The organism is Streptomyces sp. NPDC055189 (assembly GCF_053606765.1).
In genome coordinates, this window is record NZ_JBSGSG010000040.1 from 46,958 (window position 1) to 71,458 (window position 24,501).

24 protein-coding genes are annotated in these 24,501 nt (G+C 68.3%); 20 read left to right on the top strand and 4 right to left on the bottom strand.

What is annotated here, in order from left to right; translation table 11 throughout:
• Positions 1-308 precede the first annotated feature (308 nt).
• The 19 genes from rho (at position 309) to ACWFR3_RS26085 (ending at position 19,159) form a co-directional block, all read left to right on the top strand.
• Positions 309-2,402, top strand: a complete 2,094-nt coding sequence (rho, locus tag ACWFR3_RS25995) for a transcription termination factor Rho (RefSeq protein WP_453737030.1) — start codon at positions 309-311, stop codon at positions 2,400-2,402.
• 346 nt (positions 2,403-2,748) lie between these two features.
• The gene (locus ACWFR3_RS26000; RefSeq protein WP_453737031.1) at positions 2,749-3,873 is read left to right on the top strand and encodes an LCP family protein; all 1,125 of its coding nucleotides are present in this window, start codon (positions 2,749-2,751) and stop codon (positions 3,871-3,873) included.
• Positions 3,874-4,021: 148 nt separating this feature from the next.
• On the top strand, positions 4,022-4,243 hold the full coding sequence (rpmE, locus tag ACWFR3_RS26005; RefSeq protein WP_249587748.1) for a 50S ribosomal protein L31: 222 nt from the start codon (positions 4,022-4,024) through the stop codon (positions 4,241-4,243).
• A 122-nt stretch (positions 4,244-4,365) separates the two neighbouring features.
• The gene (prfA, locus tag ACWFR3_RS26010; RefSeq protein ID WP_453737032.1) at positions 4,366-5,442 is read left to right on the top strand and encodes a peptide chain release factor 1; all 1,077 of its coding nucleotides are present in this window, start codon (positions 4,366-4,368) and stop codon (positions 5,440-5,442) included.
• Between the two features lie 48 nt (positions 5,443-5,490).
• Positions 5,491-6,336: a peptide chain release factor N(5)-glutamine methyltransferase gene (gene prmC, locus ACWFR3_RS26015; RefSeq protein ID WP_453737033.1), complete on the top strand. Its 846-nt coding sequence runs from the start codon at positions 5,491-5,493 to the stop codon at positions 6,334-6,336.
• A 46-nt stretch (positions 6,337-6,382) separates the two neighbouring features.
• On the top strand, positions 6,383-7,030 hold the full coding sequence (locus ACWFR3_RS26020; protein WP_453737034.1) for an L-threonylcarbamoyladenylate synthase: 648 nt from the start codon (positions 6,383-6,385) through the stop codon (positions 7,028-7,030).
• Positions 7,027-7,668 carry an arsenate reductase/protein-tyrosine-phosphatase family protein gene (locus tag ACWFR3_RS26025; protein WP_383326142.1) on the top strand — a complete coding sequence of 214 codons (642 nt, stop codon included), beginning with the start codon at positions 7,027-7,029 and terminating at the stop codon, positions 7,666-7,668. Before ACWFR3_RS26020 ends, ACWFR3_RS26025 begins: the two co-directional genes overlap by 4 nt.
• A gap of 110 nt (positions 7,669-7,778) precedes the next feature.
• A complete protein-coding gene (locus tag ACWFR3_RS26030) occupies positions 7,779-9,050 on the top strand; it encodes a serine hydroxymethyltransferase (RefSeq protein WP_453737035.1) in 1,272 nt (423 codons plus the stop codon).
• A gap of 130 nt (positions 9,051-9,180) precedes the next feature.
• Positions 9,181-10,524, top strand: coding sequence for an MraY family glycosyltransferase (locus tag ACWFR3_RS26035; protein WP_453737036.1), 1,344 nt, complete (start codon positions 9,181-9,183; stop codon positions 10,522-10,524).
• Between the two features lie 261 nt (positions 10,525-10,785).
• Positions 10,786-11,223, top strand: a complete 438-nt coding sequence (locus tag ACWFR3_RS26040) for a hypothetical protein (protein WP_453737037.1) — start codon at positions 10,786-10,788, stop codon at positions 11,221-11,223.
• Between the two features lie 276 nt (positions 11,224-11,499).
• The gene (gene atpB / locus ACWFR3_RS26045; protein ID WP_453737055.1) at positions 11,500-12,270 is read left to right on the top strand and encodes a F0F1 ATP synthase subunit A; all 771 of its coding nucleotides are present in this window, start codon (positions 11,500-11,502) and stop codon (positions 12,268-12,270) included.
• A 77-nt stretch (positions 12,271-12,347) separates the two neighbouring features.
• Complete coding sequence (gene atpE / locus ACWFR3_RS26050) at positions 12,348-12,587, top strand: ATP synthase F0 subunit C (RefSeq protein ID WP_361181421.1); 240 nt, start codon at positions 12,348-12,350, stop codon at positions 12,585-12,587.
• 36 nt (positions 12,588-12,623) lie between these two features.
• Positions 12,624-13,172, top strand: a complete 549-nt coding sequence (locus tag ACWFR3_RS26055; protein WP_361181419.1) for a F0F1 ATP synthase subunit B — start codon at positions 12,624-12,626, stop codon at positions 13,170-13,172.
• Positions 13,169-13,990: a F0F1 ATP synthase subunit delta gene (locus ACWFR3_RS26060; RefSeq protein WP_453737038.1), complete on the top strand. Its 822-nt coding sequence runs from the start codon at positions 13,169-13,171 to the stop codon at positions 13,988-13,990. Before ACWFR3_RS26055 ends, ACWFR3_RS26060 begins: the two co-directional genes overlap by 4 nt.
• 127 nt (positions 13,991-14,117) lie before the next feature.
• A complete protein-coding gene (gene atpA, locus ACWFR3_RS26065; RefSeq protein WP_453737039.1) occupies positions 14,118-15,716 on the top strand; it encodes a F0F1 ATP synthase subunit alpha in 1,599 nt (532 codons plus the stop codon).
• Positions 15,717-15,736: 20 nt separating this feature from the next.
• Positions 15,737-16,654 carry a F0F1 ATP synthase subunit gamma gene (locus ACWFR3_RS26070; RefSeq protein ID WP_453737040.1) on the top strand — a complete coding sequence of 306 codons (918 nt, stop codon included), beginning with the start codon at positions 15,737-15,739 and terminating at the stop codon, positions 16,652-16,654.
• Positions 16,654-18,096 (top strand): F0F1 ATP synthase subunit beta, encoded by a 1,443-nt coding sequence (gene atpD / locus ACWFR3_RS26075; RefSeq protein WP_453737041.1) that lies wholly within the window; start codon positions 16,654-16,656, stop codon positions 18,094-18,096. Before ACWFR3_RS26070 ends, atpD begins: the two co-directional genes overlap by 1 nt.
• A 109-nt stretch (positions 18,097-18,205) precedes the next feature.
• On the top strand, positions 18,206-18,580 hold the full coding sequence (locus ACWFR3_RS26080) for a F0F1 ATP synthase subunit epsilon (protein ID WP_160507238.1): 375 nt from the start codon (positions 18,206-18,208) through the stop codon (positions 18,578-18,580).
• Between the two features lie 129 nt (positions 18,581-18,709).
• Positions 18,710-19,159, top strand: coding sequence for a DUF2550 domain-containing protein (locus ACWFR3_RS26085; RefSeq protein ID WP_453737042.1), 450 nt, complete (start codon positions 18,710-18,712; stop codon positions 19,157-19,159).
• 93 nt (positions 19,160-19,252) lie between these two features.
• On the opposite strand, the gene ACWFR3_RS26090 is transcribed toward ACWFR3_RS26085, so the two are convergent.
• The 3 genes from ACWFR3_RS26090 to ACWFR3_RS26100 form a co-directional block, all read right to left on the bottom strand.
• A complete protein-coding gene (locus ACWFR3_RS26090; protein ID WP_453737056.1) occupies positions 19,253-21,088 on the bottom strand; it encodes a glycosyl hydrolase family 18 protein in 1,836 nt (611 codons plus the stop codon).
• A gap of 192 nt (positions 21,089-21,280) precedes the next feature.
• Positions 21,281-21,937, bottom strand: a complete 657-nt coding sequence (locus ACWFR3_RS26095; RefSeq protein ID WP_453737043.1) for a response regulator — start codon at positions 21,935-21,937, stop codon at positions 21,281-21,283.
• Positions 21,934-23,148: a sensor histidine kinase gene (locus ACWFR3_RS26100; RefSeq protein WP_453737044.1), complete on the bottom strand. Its 1,215-nt coding sequence runs from the start codon at positions 23,146-23,148 to the stop codon at positions 21,934-21,936. Before ACWFR3_RS26100 ends, ACWFR3_RS26095 begins: the two co-directional genes overlap by 4 nt.
• 153 nt (positions 23,149-23,301) lie before the next feature.
• Here ACWFR3_RS26100 and ACWFR3_RS26105 point away from each other — a divergent pair, with 153 nt between their 5' ends.
• Positions 23,302-23,919: a hypothetical protein gene (locus ACWFR3_RS26105; protein WP_453737045.1), complete on the top strand. Its 618-nt coding sequence runs from the start codon at positions 23,302-23,304 to the stop codon at positions 23,917-23,919.
• Here ACWFR3_RS26105 and ACWFR3_RS26110 read toward each other — a convergent pair.
• Positions 23,916-24,488 carry a cob(I)yrinic acid a,c-diamide adenosyltransferase gene (locus ACWFR3_RS26110; protein ID WP_453737046.1) on the bottom strand — a complete coding sequence of 191 codons (573 nt, stop codon included), beginning with the start codon at positions 24,486-24,488 and terminating at the stop codon, positions 23,916-23,918. The genes ACWFR3_RS26105 and ACWFR3_RS26110 overlap by 4 nt on opposite strands.
• Positions 24,489-24,501: the final 13 nt, after the last annotated feature.

The following is a 24,501-nucleotide window of genomic DNA, read 5'->3' on the forward strand; positions in this document are numbered from 1 at the left end:
GCACCCGACCCCACCATGGCGAGGTGCTTCGTGTCCCCGTCCGGGACATCCATCCTTCCGGGAGCCTCCCAAACTGCTCTGTGCCCCGCACTGAGCGGTGCCGAGCACGCTCCGGAACCGGCGTGACCGAGCCGAGTGACACCGCACATCAGTGGCACCTCACCGGGACTCGCCATCACCAGTGAATTCTTCCGCCGCGCGTTGGCGGACCACCGCCCCGGCACGGTCCACACACCAAAGGACCTCCGGACAGCACAACCGGTCGCCGAGCCAGACAGGCCGACGTCCGCTCCAGGGAAGGACCCTTCGTGAGCGACACCACCGATCTGATGGGCGTGACTGCCGACACGCCCGCCACGGACGCCTCTGCGGCGCCTGCCACCGGTGCTTCGGCCGGGTCCCGGCGGCGCCGCGGCACCGGCCTCGATGGCATGGTGCTGGCGGAACTGCAGCAGGTCGCATCCGGCCTCGGTATCAAGGGCACCGCGCGGATGCGCAAGAGCCAGCTGATCGAGGTCATCAAGGAGGCGCAGGCCGGAGGGGGTGCCTCCGCCAAGAGCGCCGCGCCCGCTTCGTCCGGCGAGACGGAGACGAAGCCCAAGCGCCGCGCCACCTCGAAGGCCCGGACGGGCGAGGACACCGCAGCGAGCACGGAGAAGGCCGCCAAGGCGAGCAAGGCCGACAAGGCCGAGCCGGCCGCCGGGGCCAAGGCCGAAGAGGCCGCCCAGCAGCAGATCGACATCCCGGGCCAGCCCGCGGGTGCCGACAAGGGCGAGCGTCGCGGCCGTCGCCGTGCCACCGCCGACGCGGGCAGCCCCGAGACGGTCACCGCCGAGGCGAAGAACGAGTCGAAGAACGACGCCAAGGGCGACGCCAAGAACGAGGCCAGGACGGACGCGCCGTCCGAGGCCAAGGGCGACGGCTCCGGCGACAACAGCGCCGACGGACGCCGTGACCGCGGCCAGGGCCGTGACCGCCAGGGCCGTGGCCGTGACCGCGACCGCCGTGGCAACAAGGGCGACGACCAGCAGGGCGGCAACCGCCAGCAGGGCGGCGGCCGTCAGGACCGCCAGGACCGCGGTGACCGTCAGGACCGCGGCGACCGCCAGCAGCGGGACCAGCGGGACAACGGACCGCAGGACGACTTCGACGACGAGGCGGGTGGCCGCCGCGGCCGCCGTGGCCGTTACCGCGACCGCCGTGGCCGTCGTGGCCGCGACGAGTTCGGCGGAGCGAACGAGCCGCAGGTCGCCGACGACGACGTCCTGATCCCCGTCGCGGGCATCCTGGACATCCTCGACAACTACGCGTTCATCCGTACGTCGGGCTACCTCCCGGGTCCGAACGACGTGTACGTCTCGCTCGCCCAGGTCCGCAAGAACGGTCTGCGCAAGGGTGACCACGTCACCGGCGCCGTCCGCCAGCCCAAGGACGGCGAGCGCCGCGAGAAGTTCAACGCGCTCGTGCGCCTCGACTCGGCGAACGGCATGGCGGCCGAATCCGGGCGCGGGCGACCGGAGTTCAACAAGCTGACGCCCCTTTACCCGCAGGACCGGCTCCGCCTGGAGACCGACCCGGGCGTGCTCACCACCCGCATCATCGACCTCGTGTCGCCGATCGGTAAGGGCCAGCGCGGTCTGATCGTGGCCCCGCCGAAGACCGGCAAGACCATGATCATGCAGGCGGTCGCCAACGCGATCACCACGAACAGCCCCGAGTGCCACCTGATGGTCGTCCTGGTCGACGAGCGTCCGGAAGAGGTCACCGACATGCAGCGGTCGGTGAAGGGCGAGGTCATCTCCTCGACCTTCGACCGTCCGGCCGAGGACCACACCACGGTCGCCGAGCTGGCCATCGAGCGCGCCAAGCGTCTCGTCGAGCTGGGTCACGACGTGGTCGTGCTTCTCGACTCCATCACCCGTCTGGGCCGTGCGTACAACCTGGCGGCCCCGGCCTCCGGCCGCATCCTGTCCGGTGGTGTCGACTCGACCGCGCTCTACCCGCCGAAGCGCTTCTTCGGTGCGGCGCGCAACATCGAGGACGGCGGCTCGCTGACCATCCTGGCGACCGCGCTCGTCGACACCGGTTCGCGCATGGACGAGGTGATCTTCGAGGAGTTCAAGGGCACCGGCAACATGGAGCTCAAGCTCGACCGGAAGCTCTCCGACAAGCGCATCTTCCCGGCGGTGGACGTCGACGCGTCCTCCACCCGCAAGGAAGAGATCCTGCTCAACAGCGAAGAGCTTGCGATCGTCTGGAAGCTGCGCCGGGTGCTGCACGCGCTCGACTCGCAGCAGGCCATCGAGCTGCTCCTCGACAAGATGAAGCAGACGAAGTCGAACGCCGAGTTCCTCATGCAGATCGCGAAGACGACCCCGACGCCGGGCAACGGCAACGACTAGTCCTCGCTACAGCTCGCGGCAACAGGGCCGCTCCCGTCATCCGACGGGGGCGGCCCTTTGTGCTTGACCCTGCGTGACCGCCGCTGAATGACCTTGGCCACACGCCTAAGAACTTCTTACGGTCACGGGCAGTAGCCCCGTGAAGGTGAAAACCGCAGGTGAGAAGCCGGGAAAGCGGGGCAGGAGTACACGATGCGTCACGAGCGCGCGCCGGGGCGCTCACAAAGCGCTGTGCAACCCTTCTTTCGGTTTCCACGTCTGACCAAGTGAGTCTGACAAGTGACGCCACACCACGCCTGACCCTGAAAGCAGGGGGTACCCGACCCGGACGAGGACTGAGGAGCACATGACCGACGAGAGCGCACCCGCGGCGGATGCGGCATCGAAACGCTCCCGAGGCGGTGGCGGTCGGCGTCGTAAGCCGCGCGAGAAGCGCAGCAAGGTCCTCGTCGTCACCGCGTGGACCGCGGCATCGGTGATCGTCCTCGGCGGTACGGGCCTCGGCTTCGTGTACTTCAAGCTCAACGGCAACATCAAGGGCGTCGACATCAACCAGGCGCTCGGCACCGACCGCCCCGAGAACGTCGACAACGGCTCGCAGGACATCCTCGTCCTCGGCTCCGACTCCCGCTCCGGCGACAACGCCAAGTACGGCAAGGACGAGGGCGCCGCCCGCTCGGACACGGCGATGATCGTGCACGTGAACAAGGGCCACAAGACGGCCAGCGTCGTCTCGATACCCCGCGACACCCTCATATCCCGCCCCGAGTGCGAGACGGACGAGGGCGAGACGGACCCGGGCGGCCGGCGGCAGATGTTCAACACGGCGTACGAGGTCGGCGGCCCCGCCTGCGCCGTCAAGACCGTGGAGAAGATGTCCGGCATCCGGATGGACCACTACCTGGAAGTGGACTTCACGGGCTTCAAGAAGCTCATCAACACCCTCGGCGGCGTCGAGATCACCACCAAGAAGGCGATCAACGACAAGGACAGCCACCTCAACCTCAAGGCAGGCACGCACCAGCTCACCGGCGAGCAGGCCCTGGGCCTGGTCCGCACCCGGCACGGCGTCGGCGACGGCAGCGACCTCGGCCGCATCCAGCTGCAGCAGGCCTTCATCAAGGCCCTGATCAACCAGGTCAAGGACGTCGGGGTCTTCAGCAACCCGAAGAAGCTCTACGACCTCGCGAACGACGCCACCAGCGCCATCACCACCGACTCCGACCTGAACGACGTGAAGAGCCTGGCGGGCTTCGCGAGCGGCCTCAAGGGCATCGGCGCCGGCGACATGAAGATGGTCACGCTGCCCATCCAGTACGACCCCAACGACCCCAACCGCGTACTTCCCCTGGAGAAGGCCGACCAGCAGGTCTGGGACGCCCTCAAGGCCGACAAGCCGATCCCCAAGTCCGCCACCGACAAGTCGGCAGGCGACAAGGGCGACGCGAGCGACGTCGTGAGCAGCCACTAGCCGCTTCAGGAGCCCGCCGGGAATAGAACAGAAGCCACCCCGGTTTGGGCAGATGCGACCGGTCCTGGCAGACTGGTACGTCGGCCCCGGTTCACGTATGAGCAATCCGCACGTACGACCCGGCGCCCTCCCGAAACTAGGAGACACCTTGAAGCGCGAGATCCACCCCGAGTACGTCGAGACCCAGGTCAGCTGCACCTGTGGCGCCGAATTCACCACCCGCAGCACGATCTCCAGCGGCACCGTCCGCGCCGAGGTCTGCTCCGAGTGCCACCCGTTCTACACGGGCAAGCAGAAGATCCTCGACACCGGTGGCCGCGTGGCCCGCTTCGAGGCCCGCTTCGGCAAGGCTGCTGCCGCCAACAAGTAGCGAGCCACTGCGCCGGTCTTCGGCCGCCCCCGGGAGGGGGCGGTTGGGACCGGCGCTTTGCCGTCTGACGCAGCAGCCATATTTCGCGTAGAACCTTCGCGTAGAAAGCTCAGGAGACCCCGATGTTCGAGGCGGTCGAGGAACTGATCGGCGAGCACGCCGATCTGGAGACAAAGCTCGCGGACCCCTCGGTCCACGCCGACCAGGCCAACGCGCGCAAGCTCAACAAGCGCTACGCCGAGCTGACCCCGATCGTCTCGACGTACCGCGCCTGGAAGCAGACCGGCGAGGACATCGCGACGGCCCGTGAACTGGCCGCGGAGGACCCGGAGTTCGCCGCAGAGGTCAAGGACATGGAGAAGCAGCGCGAGGAGGTCACCGAGAAGCTGCGCCTCCTCCTGGTGCCGCGTGACCCCAACGACGACAAGGACGTCATCCTCGAGGTGAAGGCGGGCGCGGGCGGCGACGAGTCGGCGCTCTTCGCCGGCGACCTCCTTCGCATGTACCTGCGGTACGCGGAGCGCGTCGGCTGGAAGACCGAGATCATCGACGCCACCGAGTCCGAGCTCGGCGGCTACAAGGACGTCCAGGTCGCCGTGAAGACCAAGGGCGGCAACGGCGCGACCGAGCCCGGCCAGGGCGTCTGGGCGCGGCTGAAGTACGAGGGCGGCGTGCACCGCGTGCAGCGCGTGCCCTCGACCGAGTCGCAGGGCCGCATCCACACCTCCGCGGCCGGTGTCCTGGTGACGCCCGAGGCCGAGGAGGTCGACGTGGAGATCCACGCGAACGACCTGCGCATCGACGTCTACCGCTCCTCGGGCCCCGGCGGCCAGTCGGTCAACACCACCGACTCCGCGGTGCGCATCACGCACCTGCCCACCGGAGTCGTGGCCTCCTGCCAGAACGAGAAGAGCCAGCTGCAGAACAAGGAGCAGGCGATGCGTATCCTGCGCTCCAGGCTCCTCGCCGCGGCTCAGGAGGAAGCGGAGAAGGAGGCGGCGGACGCCCGTCGCAGCCAGGTCCGCACCGTCGACCGCTCCGAGAAGATCCGCACGTACAACTTCCCGGAAAACCGGATCTCGGACCACCGTGTCGGCTTCAAGGCGTACAACTTGGACCAGGTGCTCGACGGAGACCTCGACGCGGTCATCCAGGCCTGCGTCGACGCGGACTCCGCGGCCAAGCTCGCGGCAGCCTGAGTCCCGACCGCACCCGCCCATCGCTCAGCACAGCCCCGGAGGACCAGCGTGAACCTGCTGCTCGCGGAAGTGGCCCAGGCCACCCAGCGGCTGGCCGACGCCGGCGTGCCCTCGCCGCGCAACGACGCGGAGGAGCTTGCCGCCTTCGTGCACGGCGTGAAGCGGGGCGAGCTGCACTCCGTCAAGGACCCGGACTTCGACGCCCGCTACTGGGAGACGATCGCGCGCCGTGAGGCGCGCGAACCGCTTCAGCACATCACCGGGCGCGCCTTCTTCCGCTACCTCGAACTGCAGGTCGGGCCAGGCGTCTTCGTGCCGCGGCCCGAGACCGAGTCGGTCGTCGGGTGGGCCATAGACGCCGTGCGCGCGATGGATGTCGTCGAGCCGCTCATCGTCGATCTCTGTACGGGTTCCGGGGCCATCGCCCTTGCCATGGCCCAGGAGGTCCCGCGCTCGCGCGTACACGCCGTGGAGCTCTCCGAGGACGCCCTGAAGTGGACGCGCAAGAACGTCGAGGGATCCAGGGTCAAGCTCTCGCAGGGCGACGCGCGTGACGCGCTGCCGGAGCTCGAGGGCCAGGTCGACCTCCTCATCTCCAACCCGCCGTACATCCCGCTCACCGAGTGGGAGTACGTGGCTCCGGAAGCCCGGGACTACGACCCGGAACTGTCGCTCTTCTCCGGCGAGGACGGCCTCGACCTGATCCGCGGCATCGAGCGCACCGCACACCGCCTCCTGCGGCCCGGAGGTGTCGTCGTCATCGAGCACGCCGACACCCAGGGCGGCCAGGTGCCGTGGATCTTCACCGAGGAGCGGGGCTGGGCCGACGCGGCCGACCACCCCGACCTCAACAACAGGCCGAGGTTCGCGACCGCCCGCAAGGCGATGCCGTGAGCACACCCACTTCAAGTCAGCAGTACGTGTACGAGGAGGCCCGCTGATGGCACGGCGATACGACACCAACGACGCGACCGACCGGACGACCGGTCTGCGCGAGGCCGCGTCGGCCGTCCGCCGTGGCGAGCTGGTCGTGCTGCCCACCGACACCGTCTACGGCATCGGTGCCGACGCCTTCTCGCCGGAGGCGTGTGCCGATCTGCTCGACGCCAAGGGCCGCGGCCGCAACATGCCCACGCCCGTCCTCATCGGCTCCCCGAACACCCTGCACGGCCTGGTCACCGACTTCTCCGAGTCGGCCTGGGAGCTCGTCGACGCCTTCTGGCCCGGCGCGCTGACCCTGGTCGCCAAGCAGCAGCCCTCGCTCCAGTGGGACCTCGGGGACACCCGTGGAACCGTCGCGATCCGGATGCCGCTGCACCCCGTCGCCATCGAACTGCTCACCGAGGTCGGCCCCATGGCTGTCTCGTCGGCGAACCTCACGGGACACCCGGCTCCGGAGGACTGTGACGCCGCGCAGGAGATGCTGGGCGACTCCGTCTCGGTGTACCTGGACGGCGGCAGGACGCCCGGCATCGTTCCCTCCTCGATCGTGGACGTCACCGGCAAGGTGCCGGTACTGCTGCGCGCGGGTGCCCTCGACGCGGAGGAGCTCCGCAAGGTGGTACCCGACCTCGAGGTGGCGAATTGACAGCCCCTGAGACGGGGCGTGGCATAGCGGCTTATCCCGATTCGTTCCGCATCCTCCACGTCAGCACCGGCAATGTCTGCCGCTCGCCGATCACTGAGCGGCTGACCAGGCATGCCCTGGCCGACCGCCTGGGTGATCCCTTCACCGGCGGCCTGATCGTGGAGAGCGCGGGCACGTGGGGGCACGAAGGCGCCCCCATGGAGACCAACGCGGAGGCGGTGCTCGCGGACTTCGGCGCGGACGCCTCCGGCTTCAAAGGACGCGAGCTTCTCGACGAGCACGTCATCCGCGCTGACCTGGTCCTGACGGCGACCAGGGACCACCGGGCGCAGGTCATCTCGATGGGCCACTCGGCGGGACTTCGCACCTTCACGCTCAAGGAGTTCACGCGCCTTGTGCGGGCCATAGACCCGGCGACGCTGCCGGATGTCGACGGAGGCGTGGTGGCGCGCGCCAGGGCCCTGGTACGGGCCGCAGCGGCACTGCGTGGCTGGCTCCTGGCGCCCACCGCGGAGGCGGACGAGGTGTACGACCCCTATGGCGCGCCGCTGCCCTTCTTCCGCTCGGTGGGCGACGAGATCAACGAGGCGCTCGATCCCGTGGTGACGGCGCTGACCGGCGTACGGGCCAAGGCGTAAAACCTTTCTCTGCACGGCGGGCGGATCATCCGCCCGCGACGCCGCGCGGGCGCCGTGCGGCGGGCCTACATTGGAGGGACCCTCACCCCTCGCGAGGCCCGGAGCCCAACATGCCGGTCGGCACCGCACCCACCGCCGCCTCGACGGCGCCAGCTGACTTCGACGCGCTCCGCCGCGCGGACCCCCAGCTGGCGGAGGTCCTGCTGGCCGAGCAGGACCGCCAGGCCTTCTGTCTCCAGCTCATCGCGGCCGAGAACTTCTCCTCGCCCGCGGTGCTCGCGGCCCTGGGCTCCCCGCTCGCCAACAAGTACGCCGAGGGCTACCCCGGCGCCCGCCACCACGGCGGCTGCGAGCTGGTGGACGTCGCCGAGCGCATCGCCATCGACCGCGCCAAGGCCCTCTTCGGCGCCGAGCACGCCAATGTGCAGCCCCACTCAGGCTCCTCCGCGGTCCTCGCCGCGTACGCCGCCCTGCTGCGCCCCGGCGACACTGTCCTGGCCATGGGCCTGCCCTACGGCGGCCACCTCACGCACGGCTCGCCCGCGAACTTCTCGGGGCGCTGGTTCGACTTCGTGGGCTACGGCGTCGACGCGGAGAGCGGCCTCATCGACTACGACCAGGTCCGGGCCCTGGCCCGCGCGCACCGGCCGAAGGCGATCGTCTGCGGCTCCATCGCCTACCCCCGGCACATCGACTACGCGGCCTTCCGCGACATCGCCGACGACGTGGGCGCGTACCTCATCGCCGACGCGGCCCACCCGATCGGCCTCATCGCCGGGGGAGCGGCCCCCAACCCCGTGCCGTACGCCGACGTCGTGTGCGCCACGACCCACAAGGTGCTCCGCGGCCCGCGCGGCGGCCTGATCCTGTGCGGGGCCGATCTCGCCTCCCGCATCGACCGTGCGGTGTTCCCCTTCACGCAGGGCGGTGCGCAGATGCACACGATCGCGGCGAAGGCCGTCGCGTTCGGCGAGGCGGAGACACCGGCCTTCACCGCGTACGCCCATCAGGTCGTCGCCAACGCCCGCATCCTGGCCCAGTCCCTGGCCGCTGCGGGCTGCGAGATCACCACCGGCGGCACCGACACACACCTGATCCTCGCCGACCCAGCGCCGCTGGGCACCGACGCGCACACGGCCCGCGGCAGACTCGCCGCATGCGGCCTGGTCCTGGACACCTGCGCCCTGCCCTACGCGGACGGACGCGGCCTGCGCCTGGGCACGGCGGCCGTGTCCACGCAGGGCATGGGGGAGCCGGAGATGGTCCGGATCGCCGGCCTCTTCGCCGATGCGGTGCGTGACCAATCCGACGGCGCGACGGACTCGAAAGTACGAGAGGAAGTGCGGGAACTGGTGGGCAGATTTCCGCCGTATCCGGCCTAGGCCGGGGTAGACGCGTCGGGGGAAGGTGCGTACTCGTGCAACCATCGTCGCTACCCGGAAGTCCCCAACCGTATGCGCGCAGAGCTAGGGTGTGGGGCTGAGATGGCCAGCGATACCTGTGGGGAAGCCCGTGCGTGAATACCTGCTGACGCTCTGCATCACGGCCGCGGTGACTTACTTGCTGACCGGCCCGGTGCGGAAGTTCGCGATCGTGGCCGGCGCGATGCCGGAGATCCGCGCGCGCGACGTGCACCGGGAGCCCACGCCCCGGCTCGGCGGTATCGCGATGTTCTTCGGTCTGTGCGCCGGTCTGCTGGTCGCCGACCACCTGCCGAACCTGAGTGACCTCTTCGAGCGCTCCAACGAGCCGCGCGCGCTGCTCTCCGGTGCCGCGCTGATCTGGCTGATCGGCGTCCTTGACGACAAGTTCGAGATCGACGCCCTGATCAAGCTGGGCGGCCAGATGATCGCGGCGGGCGTCATGGTCCTGCAGGGCCTGACGATCCTGTGGATCCCGGTCCCCGGCTACGGCATGGTCCTCCTGGACCAGGGCCAGGGCACGCTCCTGACGGTCGCGCTCGTCGTCATCACCATCAACGCGGTGAACTTCGTGGACGGCCTCGACGGTCTCGCCGCGGGCATGGTGTGCATCGCGGCGGCGGCGTTCTTCCTGTACGCCTACCGCCTCTGGTACGGCTACGGCATCGAGGCCGCGGCCCCCGCGACGCTCTTCGCCGCGATCCTGATCGGCATGTGCCTGGGCTTCCTGCCGCACAACATCCATCCCGCCCGGATCTTCATGGGCGACTCGGGCTCGATGCTGATCGGCCTGGTCCTGGCGGCGGGCGCCATCTCCGCCACGGGGCAGATCGACGGCGACGCCCTGAAGCTGAACTTCGGCGGCACCCGCGATGCCACGCACGCGATGCTCCCGGTCTTCATCCCGCTCCTGATGCCGCTGACGATCATCGCCATCCCGTTCGCCGACCTGGTCCTCGCGATCGTCCGGCGTACGTGGAACGGCAAGTCGCCGTTCGCCGCCGACCGCGGCCACCTCCACCACCGCCTCCTGGAGATCGGCCACTCCCACAGCCGCGCGGTGCTGATCATGTACTTCTGGTCGGCCCTCATCGGCTTCGGCACGGTCGCCTACTCGGTGCACTCGGCCAGCATGTGGATCCTCTTCGCGATCGTCGCCCTGAGCGCGGTGGGCCTGGTGCTGCTCCTGCTGCCCCGGTACACCCCGCACGTCCCGCACTGGGCCGAGTCCTTCGTGCCGCCGCGTTACCGGCGGCGCAAGGGCGCTGCCGCGGACGTGTCGGCGGCCGACGGGGCGGATGCGACGGACGAGGGGGACGATGCGGGTGCCGCGACGGACGAGCGTCCCCCGGTCGGATCAGGCGTCAACGGAGCGACGGCCGTTGGCACCCGCTCGCGCTTCGAGGATCGGCGCAAGGCCGGCTCGTCGAGCTGACGGCGCCCGTCAAACTTGCCCAATACCAGACAAGTTGCCTCGCTGAGTGCACAGACGCGCGGATTAACTCTCATGTGTGACAGCGAGCACACCTACCAGGTAAAGACCTCATCAAATAGTTTGTGATACCGTTCACGAAACCAGGGGATAGAGCCGAAGGACCGTAGTGCGACGGTCTATTGGCCCGAGGGACACTCTCGACCCCGGACTACGCTCGTCCATGACGACACCCTGCCCCCATCAGTAAGCGGAGCTGCCGCCATGCCGTCTCAAGACACCCGAACTCTTTTCCAGACCGCCGTACCCACGGCTGCCGCCGGCGCGATCGTCGCCGTCGTCAGTGGTGTGGTCGCGGGAGGCAAAGGGGCCCTCGGTGCTGTCGTCGGCACGTTGGTGGTCATCGCCTTCATGGGGCTCGGGATGTTCGCGCTGCAGCGAACGGCGAAGGCGCTCCCTCATCTGTTCCAGATGATGGGACTGCTGCTCTACGTCCTTCAACTCCTGCTGCTTCTCGTCTTCGTGGCCCTTTTCAAGGACACCACGCTGTTCAACCCCAAGACCTTCGCAGTGGGCCTTGTGGTGGCGACCGTCGTATGGATGGCGTCACAGGCGCGTGCGCACATGAAGGCGAAGATCCTTTACGTTGATCCCCAGCCCGAAAACCACGACAAGCCCGAGAAGTCGGGGTCGTCGCAGTGAACGGTAGGGCCGGGATAAATGCGCGTTCGGGATGCTGCTATCGTCCGGTGCCAACTGCGGCACTGCCGGCGCGGGCATCTGAGCTGACGCCTGCACGATCGCGAGGCTCGATGCCTGAACGCCGCGCCCACATCCGAAACACCAGTCTGGTGCCGAACCGCGGCTGCGCGCCGCGCCGACACGACAACGAGGTTGCCGTACCTATGCGTCACGCCGAAGGAGCCCGCGGTGAGTGCTGACCAAACTGAGCTCGCCTTTGACTGGAGCTGTCGGATCATGTCCGACAACGGCTGTGGCTTCCCGGCTCCTGGCCTGCACTCGTTCCTCTTCAAGCCGATCGCGACGATCGGCGGGTTCGAGTTCAACAAGGTCATGCTGCTCGCCCTGCTGACGACCCTCGTCGTGGTCAGTTTCTTCTATCTGGCGTTCGGCAAGGCCAAGGTCGTTCCGGGCAAGCTGCAGATGATCGGTGAGGCCGGCTACGACTTCGTACGCCGCGGCATCGTCTACGAGACGATGGGCAAGAAGGAGGGCGAGAAGTACGTCCCCCTGATGGTCTCCATGTTCTTCTTCATCTGGATCATGAACATCTGGTCCGTGATCCCGCTGACCCAGTTCCCGGTCTCGTCGATCTTCGCGTACCCGGTGGTTCTCGCCGCGATCGTCTACCTGATCTGGGTGCCCCTCACCTTCAAGAGGCACGGATTCGTCGGCGGCTGGAAGAACATCACCGGCTACGACAACTCGCTGGGCCCGATCAAGTGGCTCGTCTCGTTCATCGAGTTCTTCTCGAACCTGCTTGTTCGCCCGTTCACGCACTCGGTGCGACTGTTCGCGAACATGTTCGCGGGTCACCTGATGCTGGTGATGTTCACCGTCGCCTCCTGGTACCTGCTCAACAGCTTCATGATCCCGGCTGCTGGTGTGTCCTTCGTGATGACCATCGCCATGATCCTCTTCGAGCTCTTCGTGCAGGCGGTTCAGGCGTACGTCTTCGTGCTCCTCTCCGCGACCTACATCCAGGGCGCAATCGCAGAGCACCACTGAGTCGGTCTCGGCTCTCAACCCCCAGATCGCCCGGTGGCCAACCCCCACCGGTCCATGAAAGAGAAGGAAGTAACGGCATGTCCGCGACCCTCGAACTCGCCGCAGGCGTCTCCGGCTCCCTCGGCTCCATCGGCTACGGCCTCGCCGCGATCGGCCCCGGCATCGGTGTTGGCATCGTCTTCGGTAAGGGCACCGAGGCCCTTGCCCGTCAGCCCGAAGCTGCCGGCCTGATCCGTTCGAACCAGATCCTGGGCTTCGCCTTCTGTGAGGCGCTCGCCCTTATCGGCATCGTTATGCCGTTCGTGTTCGGTCAGTAATTACTGCTTACCGACACTTCGACGAAAGGCACTGATGTGATCGCCAACCTGGTGCAGCTGGCGGCCGAGGAGAAGCAGAACCCGCTGATCCCGCCCGGCCCCGAGCTGCTCGTCGGCGCACTTGCCTTCGCCATCGTCTTCTTCTTCTTCTGGAAGAAGCTCCTCCCGAACATCAACAAGGTTCTGGAAGAGCGTCGCGAGTCGATCGAAGGCGGTATTGAGAAGGCTGAGGCCGCTCAGACCGAGGCCCAGAGCGTGCTCGAGCAGTACAAGGCTCAGCTCGCCGAGGCCCGGCACGAGGCCGCGCGTCTGCGCCAGGAGGCGCAGGAGCAGGGCGCCCAGCTCATCGCCGAGATGCGCGCCGAAGGCCAGCGTCAGCGCGAGGAGATCGTGGCCGCAGGCCACGCGCAGCTCGCCGCCGACCGCAAGGCCGCCGCGCAGTCGCTGCGTCAGGACGTGGGCCAGCTGGCCACCGACCTGGCCGGCAAGCTCGTCGGCGAGTCCCTTGAGGACTCCGCACGGCAGAGCCGCACCATCGACCGTTTCCTCGATGACCTCGAGGAGAAGGCCGAGGCTGCTCGATGACAGCCCACGGAGCCAGCCGCGAGGCCCTGGCCGCCGCGCGCGAGCGTCTTGACGCGTTGACCGACAACACGTCGGTCGACGCCAAGCGGCTCGCGGACGAGCTGGCCTCGGTCACCGCGCTGTTCAACCGCGAGGTCTCGCTGCGCCGGGTCCTGACCGACCCGTCGCAAGCCGGTGAGGCCAAGGCCGAGCTCGCCGGGCGGCTGCTCGGCGGGCAGGTGGGCGGCGAGACCGCCGACCTGGTGGCCGGCCTGGTCCGCTCGCGCTGGTCGCAGTCGCGTGACCTGGTGGACGCCCTGGAGGAGCTCACCAACCTCGCCGACCTGACCGGTGCGCAGAAGTCCGGCGCGCTGGACGACGTCGAGGACGAGCTCTTCCGGTTCGGCCGGATCGTCTCCTCGAACACTGGTCTGCGCTCCGCGCTGACCGACCGCGCCGCCTCGGACGCGGCCAAGGGCGAGCTGCTGCGCAGCCTGCTCGGTGGCCGGGCCAACGAGATCACGGAGCGGCTCGTCGAGCGCCTTGTGACCGCGCCCCGCGGACGTAGCCTGGAAGGTGGACTCGAGTCCCTCTCCAAGCTGGCCGCGGACCGCCGGGACCGGATGGTCGCCGTGGTCACTTCGGCTGTTCCGCTCACGGACCAGCAGAAGCAGCGCCTCGGCGCGGTCCTCGCGAAGGTCTACGGCCGCCAGATGCACCTGAACCTCGACGTGGACCCCGCGGTCCTCGGCGGGATCACGGTGCAGGTCGGTGACGAGATCATCAACGGCAGCATCGCGGACCGACTCGAGGACGCGCACCGCCGCATGGCGAGCTAGTACTCACGCAAAACGTTGTAATTACGGCCCTAGTTGGGCCGTGCAGAGGATTCACCTCTTACTTGGGGGGAGTCCCCAGACCCCCAAAGTGAAACTTCGGGCCCAACAAGGAGAGCAGGGAACCCAGATGGCGGAGCTCACGATCCGGCCGGAGGAGATCCGGGACGCACTGGAGAACTTTGTCCAGGCGTACAAGCCGGACGCGGCCTCGCGCGAGGAGGTCGGTTCGGTCAGCGTTGCCGGTGACGGCATCGCGAAGGTCGAGGGCCTCCCCTCGGCCATGGCCAACGAGCTGCTGAAGTTCGAGGACGGCACCCTCGGTCTCGCCCTCAACCTTGAGGAGCGCGAGATCGGCGCCGTCGTACTCGGCGAGTTCAGCGGCATCGAAGAGGGCCAGCCGGTCACCCGCACCGGCGAGGTCCTGTCGGTCGCGGTCGGCGAGGGCTACCTCGGCCGTGTCGTCGACCCGCTCGGCGCCCCGATCGACGGCCTCGGCGAGATCGAGACGTCCGGACGCCGCGCCCTCGAGCTGCAGGCCCCCACGGTCATGGACCGCAAGTCGGTGCACGAGCCGATGGAGACCGGCTACAAGGCCGTCGACGCGATGACCCCGATCGGCCGTGGCCAGCGTCAGCTGATCATCGGCGACCGCCAGACGGGCAAGACCGCCCTGGCCGTCGACACGATCATCAACCAGCGCGACAACTGGCGCTCGGGCGACGTGAACAAGCAGGTGCGCTGCATCTACGTCGCCGTCGGTCAGAAGGGCTCCACCATCGCCTCCGTGCGCGGTGCCCTCGAAGAGGCCGGCGCGCTCGAGTACACGACCATCGTCGCCGCCCCGGCGTCCGACCCGGCGGGCTTCAAGTACCTGGCGCCCTACACCGGTTCGGCCATCGGCCAGCAGTGGATGTACGAGGGCAAGCACGTCCTCATCATCTTCGACGACCTCTCGAAGCAGGCCGACGCCTACCGCGCCGTGTCCCTGCTGCTCCGCCGCCCGCCGGGGCGCGAGGCCTACCCGGGTGACGTCTTCTACCTGCACTCGCGTCTGCTCGAGCGCTGCGCGAAGCTCTCGGACGAGATGGGCAAGGGCTCGATGACGGGTCTCCCGATCGTCGAGACCAAGGCGAACGACGTGTCGGCGTTCATTCCGACCAACGTCATCTCCATCACCGACGGTCAGTGCTTCCTGGAGTCCGACCTGTTCAACGCCGGTCAGCGTCCGGCCCTGAACGTCGGTATCTCGGTCTCCCGTGTCGGTGGCTCCGCCCAGCACAAGGCGATCCGCCAGGTCTCCGGCCGGCTGCGCGTGGACCTCGCCCAGTACCGCGAGCTTGAGGCGTTCGCCGCCTTCGGTTCCGACCTGGACGCCGCGTCGAAGGCCTCCCTCGAGCGCGGTCAGCGGATGGTCGAGCTGCTCAAGCAGGCTCAGTACCAGCCGATGGCCACCGAGGACCAGGTCATCTCCATCTGGGCCGGCACCACGGGCCGCATGGACGAGGTCCCGGTCGCCGACATCCGGCGCTTCGAGCGTGAGCTGCTCGACTACCTGCACCGCAAGGAGCAGGGCCTGATGACCTCCATCAAGGAGGGCGGCAAGATGTCCGACGACACGATCACGGCCATCACCGACGCCGTCGCCGAGTTCAAGAAGCAGTTCGAGACCTCGGACGGCAAGCTGCTCGGCGAGGACGCTCCGGCTGCCGTCGACGCGTCCAAGTGACGACGGAAGGGACCTGACTCATGGGAGCCCAGCTCCGGGTCTACAAGCGTCGCATCAAATCCGTCACCGCGACCAAGAAGATCACCAAGGCGATGGAGATGATCGCCGCCTCGCGTGTCGTCAAGGCACAGCGCAAGGTGACCGCCTCCACTCCGTACGCGACCGAGCTGACCCGCGCGGTCACCGCGGTGGCCACGGGTGCGAACGACAAGCACCCGCTGACCACCGAGGCCGAGGCTCCGACCCGGGCCGCTGTCCTGCTCCTTTCGAGCGACCGCGGTCTGGCCGGCGCCTTCAACTCCAACGCCATCAAGGGTGCGGAGAAGCTCACGGAGAAGTTGAAGGGCGAGGGCAAGGAGGTCGACACGTACATCGTCGGCCGCCGTGGCATCGCGCACTACAACTTCCGTGAGCGGAAGATCTCCGGGCAGTGGACGGGCTTCACCGATGCCCCGTCCTACGCGGACGCCAAGGAGATCGCGGCACCCCTGATCGAGGCCATCGAGAAGGACACGGCGGAGGGCGGCGTGGATGAACTCCACATCGTCTACACCGAGTTCATCTCGATGATGACGCAGGAAGCGACCGGTTCCCGGCTGCTCCCGCTGAGCCTCGACAAGGTCGCGGAGGAGGCGGGCCAGAGTGACGAGGCCCGTCCGCTGTACGACTTCGAGCCGTCGGCGGAGGACGTCCTCGACGCCCTGCTGCCGCGCTACGTCGAGAGCCGTATCTACAACGCGCTGCTCCAGTCGGCTGCTTCCAAGCACGCCGCCACGCGCCGCGCGATGAAGTCGGCGACCGACAACGCGGGTGACCTGATCAACGCTCTCACCCGTTCTGCCAACGCGGCCCGCCAGGCCGAAATCACCCAGGAAATCAGCGAGATCGTCGGTGGCTCCAGTGCCCTGGCCGACGCTTCCGCGGGGAGTGACAAGTAATGACGACCACTGTTGATACGGCCGTTGCCACGGGCCGCGTCGCCCGGGTGATCGGCCCGGTCGTCGACGTGGAGTTCCCCGTCGACGCGATGCCGGACATCTACAACGCGCTTCACGTCGAGGTGGCCGACCCGGCCAAGGACGGCGAGAAGAAGACGCTGACGCTCGAGGTTGCCCAGCACCTCGGCGACGGCATCATCCGCGCCATCTCGATGCAGCCCACCGACGGCCTGGTCCGCCAGGCCGCGGTGACCGACACGGGCGAGGGCATCACCGTCCCCGTCGGTGACATCACCAAGGGCAAGGTGTTCAACACCCTCGGCGCGATCCTGAACGAGCCGGAGGCGGAGGCTCAGGTCACCGAGCGCTGGCCGATCCACCGCAAGGCCCCGGCCTTCGACCAGCTCGAGTCCAAGACCGAGATGTTCGAGACCGGCCTGAAGGTCGTCGACCTTCTCACCCCGTACGTCAAGGGTGGAAAGATCGGTCTGTTCGGTGGAGCGGGCGTCGGCAAGACCGTCCTCATCCAGGAAATGATCATGCGTGTGGCCAAGCTGCACGAGGGCGTTTCCGTGTTCGCCGGTGTCGGCGAGCGCACGCGTGAGGGCAACGACCTCATCGACGAGATGGAAGAGTCGGGCGTTCTGGACAAGACCGCCCTGGTCTTCGGCCAGATGGACGAGCCGCCGGGCACGCGTCTGCGCGTCGCCCTTGCCGGTCTGACCATGGCGGAGTACTTCCGCGATGTGCAGAAGCAGGACGTGCTGTTCTTCATCGACAACATCTTCCGCTTCACGCAGGCCGGTTCCGAGGTCTCGACCCTGCTCGGCCGTATGCCCTCCGCGGTGGGCTACCAGCCGAACCTGGCCGACGAGATGGGCCTCCTCCAGGAGCGCATCACCTCGACGCGTGGTCACTCGATCACCTCGATGCAGGCGATCTACGTCCCCGCGGACGACCTCACCGACCCGGCCCCGGCCACGACCTTCGCGCACCTCGACGCGACGACCGTGCTGTCGCGTCCGATCTCGGAGAAGGGCATCTACCCGGCGGTCGACCCGCTGGATTCGACGTCCCGCATCCTGGACCCGCGCTACATCGCGCAGGACCACTACGACGCCGCCATGCGCGTCAAGGGAATCCTGCAGAAGTACAAGGACCTCCAGGACATCATCGCGATTCTCGGCATCGACGAGCTCAGCGAAGAGGACAAGCTGGTCGTTCAGCGCGCCCGTCGCGTCGAGCGCTTCCTGTCGCAGAACACGCACGCCGCCAAGCAGTTCACCGGCCTCGACGGTTCGGACGTACCGCTCGACGAGTCGATCACCGCGTTCAACGCGATCATCGACGGCGAGTACGACCACTTCCCCGAGCAGGCGTTCTTCATGTGCGGTGGCATCGAGGACCTGAAGGCGAAGGCCAAGGAGCTCGGCGTCTCCTGAGTCCGTGACTCACGGGAGGGGTGGGCGAGTCCCGCCCCTCCCGGTACGCCCACTAGAATTTGACCCAACACCCGGCGAAGCCGCCGGGTGGTGACCCGAGGAGCCACCCTTGGCTGCTGAGCTGCATGTCGAGCTGGTCGCCGCGGACCGCAGTGTCTGGTCCGGCGAGGCCACCCTGGTCGTCGCGCGCACCACGTCCGGCGACATCGGCGTCATGCCCGGTCACCAGCCGCTGCTCGGTGTGCTGGAGTCGGGCCCGGTGACCATTCGTACGAGTGACGGCAACACTGTCGTCGCTGCCGTCCACGGAGGATTCATCTCCTTCGCGGACAACAAGCTGTCACTGCTTGCTGAGATCGTCGAGCTGTCGGACGAGATCGATGTCCAGCGTGCGGAGCGGGCGCTCGAGCGCGCGAAGTCGGAGGCCGACGCCTCCGCCGAGCGTCGCGCGGACGTCCGACTGCGGGCGGTTTCGTCGCGCTGAAACGAGCGCGACGGCGTTGACGTCACTCAGCCGCGGCCAGGTCCGGAGTAATCCGGACCGGGTCGCGGCTGAGGCAGTGCGGGTGCAATTCTGTTGGTCCGTTTCGAAGAGGCGAGGAGGTCGGTGCCGATGATCCTCACTCTGCTCGTGTGCGGACTCGTGTTGGTCGTTCTGGTGTTGGTGGGGCTCTTCGTCTTCGGACTGCGGCGCCGGCTCATCCAGCGGTCCGGCGGCACCTTCGACTGCAGCCTGCGCTGGGACGCCCCGGAGAAGGGCGAGACCTCCGGCAAAGGCTGGGGGTACGGGGTCGCCCGCTACAACGGCGACCGGATCGAGTGGTACCGCGTCTTCTCGTACGCCCCCCGGCCGCGCCGGGTCCTGGAGCGCTCGGCCATCGAGGTGGTCGACCGGCGCGCTCCGGACGGCGAGGAGGAGCTCGCGCTGCTCTCGGACGCGATCGTCCTCGGCTGTCTGCACCGCGGCGTACGCCTTGAGCTGGCGATGGGCGAGGACGCGCTCACCGGTTTCCTTGCTTGGCTGGAGGCGGCGCCTCCGGGCCAGCGAGTCAACGTGGCGTAGTCCTCATAGCGGTATCGCGGCATGACGCCATGAAGAAGCCGGGGAGAACAGGGGGCGTACCTGTTCTCCCCGGCTTCGTCTATGCGGGACGGGCTACTTCAGACCGTCATTGATGGCAGACACCAACTCGCCGTTGGTGGTGTCACCACTGAACTCCCAGAAGAACGCGCCTCCGAGGCCCTGCTGCTTCGACCAGGCCATCTTGCTCTTGACCGTCGCCGGGGTGTCGTACGACCACCAGTTGGTGCCGCAGTGGGCGTAGGCCGTGCCGGCGATGGTGCCGTTGGCGGGGCAGGAGTTCTTGAGGACCTTGTAGTCCTCGATGCCCGCCTCGTACGTGCCCTGCGCCGCGCCGGTCGCCGTGCCGCCCGGCTCCTTCTGTGTGACGCCCGTCCAGCCGCGGCCGTAGAAGCCGATGCCGAGCAGGAGCTTGGCGGCGGGAACGCCCTTCGCCTTCAGCTTCGAGATCGCGTCGGCGGAGTTGAAGCCCTCCTGCGGGATGCCGGAGTAGGAGGTGAGCGGGGAGTGCGGGGCCGTCGGGCCCTTGGCCGCCCACGCGCCGAAGAAGTCATACGTCATGACGTTGAACCAGTCGGCGTACTGCGACGCGCCGCCGTAGTCGGCCGCGTCGATCTTGCCGCCGTTGGAGCCGTCGGCGGTGATGGCCGCGGTGACCAGGGCGTCCTTGCCGAACTCGGTGCGGAACGCCTGCATCATGTTCTTCATCGATGCCGGGCCGCTGGTGTCACAGGTCAGGCCGCAGGCGTTGGGGTACTCCCAGTCCAGGTCGATGCCGTCGAAGACGTCGGCCCAGCGCGGGTCCTCCACCAGGTCGTGGCAGGACTTGGCGAAGGCGGCCGGGTTCTTCATCGCGTCGGTGAAGCCGCCGGACCAGGTCCAGCCGCCGAAGGACCACAGGACCTTGAGGTTCGGGTGCTTGGCCTTGAGCTTGCGCAGCTGGTTGAAGTTGCCGCGCAGGGGCTGGTCCCAGGTGTCGGCCTTGCCGTCGACGGACTGGTCGGCGGTGTAGGCCTTGTCGTAGTCGGCGTAGGAGTCGCCGATGGTGCACTTGCCGCCCTGGACGTTGCCGAAGGCGTAGTTGATGTGCGTGATCTTGGAGGCGGAGGCCGAGGTGTCGATGTTCTTCACGTGGTAGTTGCGGCCGTAGACGCCCCACTGGGTGAAGTAGCCGAGCTTGACCTTGTCACCGGGTCCTGGACCCGGGTCGGTGCCGCCCGTGGTGTGCACCTTGACGGCGCCGGAGGCCGGTCCGGTCTGGTCGGCGGTGTCGCGGGCCTGGACCGTGTAGGAGTAGTCGGTGCCGGCGGTCAGGCCGCTGTCGGCGTACGAGGTGCCGGTGACCGTCGCGACCTTGGAGCCGTCGCGAAGGACGTCGTAGTTCTTGACGCCCTTGTCGTCGGTGGCCGCCTTCCAGGCGAGCTTCACCGAGGTGTCGGTGATGTCGGACGCGGTGGGGGTGCCGGGTGCCGACGGCGGGTTGTCGCCGGGGACGCTGCCGCCGTCACAGCTTGCGCCGTTGAGCGAACAGTTGGAGGGGGAGCCGGGGCCCGAGCCGTTGAACCCGAAGGAGACCGAGGCGCCGGGGGCGAGCGTCCCGTTCCAGCCGAGGTTCTTGGCGGTCCAGCGGTTGCCGGAGTTGGTGACGGTGGCGTCCCAGGCGGAGGTGACCTTGGTGCCGGAGGGGAAGTCCCACTCGACGTTCCAGGAGCTTATGGAGGTGGTTCCGGTGTTCTTGACGGTCCACTTGCCTTCGAAGCCGTTGCCCCAGTCCTGGGTCTTGGCGTACGTGGCGGTGGCCGCGGGGGCGGCTTCCGGCGCGGCTTCGGCGTTGCCGCCGAGTGCTACGAGGGTGGCGAGCGGGAGCAGCAGGGTGGTGAGGCCTGCCACGGCTCTGTGTCTGAAGCGCAAGGTGCGCAAGGTGTGCTCCTCGGGTGAGATCCGGGGGGTCATAGGGGTGGATCCCTGCGCCGCCCGTGAGCACCTGGAACACGTGGGGGGAGTGCTCACCGCAGTGCGGTGAGAATAGAAAGGTCTGGACCAGCGGTCAAGAGGTCTGAACCATTGGCCGGATCGCGCCGGTCCGGCGCACCGGATCCGGTCTCACACGCCCAACTCCTGAGCGAGTACGGCCGCTTGGACCCTGCTGCGCAGCTCGAGCTTCCCCAGGAGTCGGCTGACGTGGGTCTTCACCGTCGCCTCCGCCATCGTCAGACGGCCCGCGATCTCGGCGTTCGAGAGACCTTCGCCGAGGCACGCGAGCACCTCGCGCTCGCGGCGGGTGAGGGTGTCGAGGATGGCGGGATCGGGTCCGTTCTCGCGGCGGACGGGCCTCACCGTCTTCGGGGCCGCGAACTCGGCGATCAGGCGCCGGGTGACGGCCGGAGCGATCAGGCCCTCGCCGCGGCCGACCGTACGGACCGCCTCCAGAAGGTCCTTGGCCTCGGTGTTCTTCAGGAGGAACCCGGAGGCGCCGGCGCGCAGTGCCCCGAAGACGTACTCGTCGAGGTCGAAGGTGGTCAGGACGAGCACGTCGGAGAGCCCCTCGGCGACGACCTGACGGGTCGCGGAGACGCCGTCGAGGCGCGGCATCTGGATGTCCATGAGCACAAGGTCGGGGCGGAGCTCACGGGCGAGCGCCACCGCTTGCTCGCCGTCCGACGCCTCGCCGACCACCTCTATGTCCGGCGCGCTGCGCAGGATCAGGACAAGACCCGCCCGTACGGCGGACTGGTCCTCGGCGACGAGCACTCGGATCATTCGGTCACTCCTTCGTCAATGGGGTCGAGGTCCGAGACGTCGACGGGCAGGGTCGCGTGCACGTTCCAGATCTTCCGGTCGCCGGAGACGGCACTGCTCTCGGGCCCCGACTCGAAGGTGCCGCCGAGCAGTTCGGTGCGCTCGCGCATCCCGACGAGTCCGGCTCCGGAACCCGGCGCGCGCGGGCCGGACGGGGAGCCGTACGGGCTGGTCACGCGGACTTCGAGGGCGTGCCGCCGCTGGGTGAGCGTCACCGTCACCAGACCGGGCGACGCGTGTTTGAGGGCGTTGGTCAGGGACTCCTGGATGATGCGGTACGCCGCGAGTTCGACCGGGGCGGGGAGCTTGGAGCTGTCCGGGGAGCGGGTGTCGTCGAGAGTGACGTCCAGACCATTGGTACGTGCGTTGCCGATCAGGGTGCCGAGGCTGTCCAGGGTGGGGGAGGCCGTCGGCACTCCGTCGTCGCTCGGGTCACGGAGGATCCCGATGAGGCGGCGCATCTCGGCCAGGCCCTCGACGCTGTTCTCGCGGATGACGGTCAAGGCGTCGCTGGTGGTCTTCGGGTCGTCGAGGGAGAGTGCGGCCGTGGAGTGGATGGCGATCGCCGAGAGGTGGTTGGCGACCATGTCGTGCAGCTCGCGGGCCATCCGGGCGCGCTCGGAGGTGACGGCCTGCACGCGGTCCATCTCGGCGAGGAGCGCGGTCTGTTCGGCCCGCAGGCGCGCGGCGACGGCGGCCTCGCGGTGGGTGCGCACGAGGACGCCGGTGGTCGCGGGACCGAAGGAGACAAGGCCGGTGATGACGCCGATGAGGATCGCCTCCGGCTGCCTCCACCAGGCCAGGAACCCGATCGTCACCGCCACCGTGATCAGTCCCGTGGTGACCGGGATGCGCCGGGCGGCGGCCGGAGTCCCGTACACCACGGCCGCGTACATGATGTCCGTGAACATGACGACCGAGGCCAGATTTCCCGCCGTGAACTGATCGGCGACCAGCGCGAGGGTCCCGATGACCACGGCGGTCTTCGGTCTGCTCCTGCGCAGCAGCTCGAGTCCGGCGAGGACGAAGAGGGGGATCAACGCCCACGTGCCGCCGAGCGGCCGGTCCGTCTGCATGTGCAGCCCGAGCCCCCACCACGCGAGCCCGGCGAGCACGCTTCCCACGGCGATCCGTACGTCGACGCGGTGCGGGCGGGGGAGGCACAAGTCCATGCGTCCATCCAACACGGCGCGCCGGGGCAGTGCGTGATCCTGAGGGAGGAACCGCGCGCTACATCGAAGGATGCAGTGTCACTTCGTCACTGGTGACGATGATCGGGGTCCGGTCCGCAGGGAGCCTGGAAAGGTGACCGAGAGGAGCGAACCGTGATCGTCACGCTGATCATCATCTGCGAGGTCGGCTTCTGGGTACTGCTGGCCGGCGGCCTCGCCCTGCGGTACGCGGCGAAGATGCCGCGTGCCGGTGTGGCGGTGCTGCTGTGCGAGCCGATCCTGGAGGTCGTGCTCCTCGTCGTCACCGCGATCGACCTGAAGAACGGCGCGGAGCCCGACTGGAAGCACGGCCTGGCCGCCGTCTACATCGGTTACTCCGTCGCGCTCGGCCACTACACGATCAAGTGGGTGGACGTCCGCGTCGCCCACCGCTTCGCGGGCGGCCCGCCGCCGTCCACCCCGAAGCACGGCATGGCCCGCGCGGTCCACGAGTGGAAGATCGCCGCCCGCTGGATCCTGGCAGGCCTCATCGCCATGGCGCTGCTCCAGGGAGCGATCTGGTACGTCGGGGGAGACGGGGACATCGACTCACTGCGGATGTGGCAGCAGAGGATGCTGTGGCTGATCGGCATCAACGTGATCATCGCGGGGACGTACACGGTGTTTCCGAAGAAGGCGCCGCCGGTCGAGCCCCGCAGGGGCGCGGGGAACGGCGCGACAAGCCACGAAGCACCCGCAGACGACGTACGTGAGACGCAGCGGAGCGCCTAGCGCTCGCCTCCGGGCACCCACAGCACATCGCCGACCTCCTTGTTGGCGCTCCGCGCCAGGATGAAAAGGAGGTCGGAGAGCCGGTTCAGATAGGTCGCGGTCAGGGGGTTCATGACCTCCCCATGCACCTCAAACGCGGCCCACGTGGACCGCTCGGCCCGCCGCACGACAGTGCACGCCTGGTGCAGCAGCGCAGCCCCCGCCGTGCCCCCCGGCAAGATGAAGCTGCGCAGCTTCTCCAGCTCGTCGAGGAAGCGGTCGCAGTCCGCCTCCAGCTTGTCGATGTAGGACTGCTCGACGCGCAGCGGCGGGTACTTGGGCTCCTCCACGACCGGCGTCGAAAGATCGGCGCCCACGTCGAAGAGGTCGTTCTGGACCCGGACCAGGACCTTCACGACCGCTTCGTCGAGCTGACCGAGGGCGATCGCCGTACCGATCACGGCGTTCGCCTCGTTCGCGTCGGCGTACGCCGAGATCCGCAGATCGGTCTTGGCGGTGCGGCTCATGTCACCGAGGGCGGTCGTGCCCTGGTCGCCGGTCCTGGTGTAGATGCGCGTCAGATTGACCATGGGGCCAGCCTAG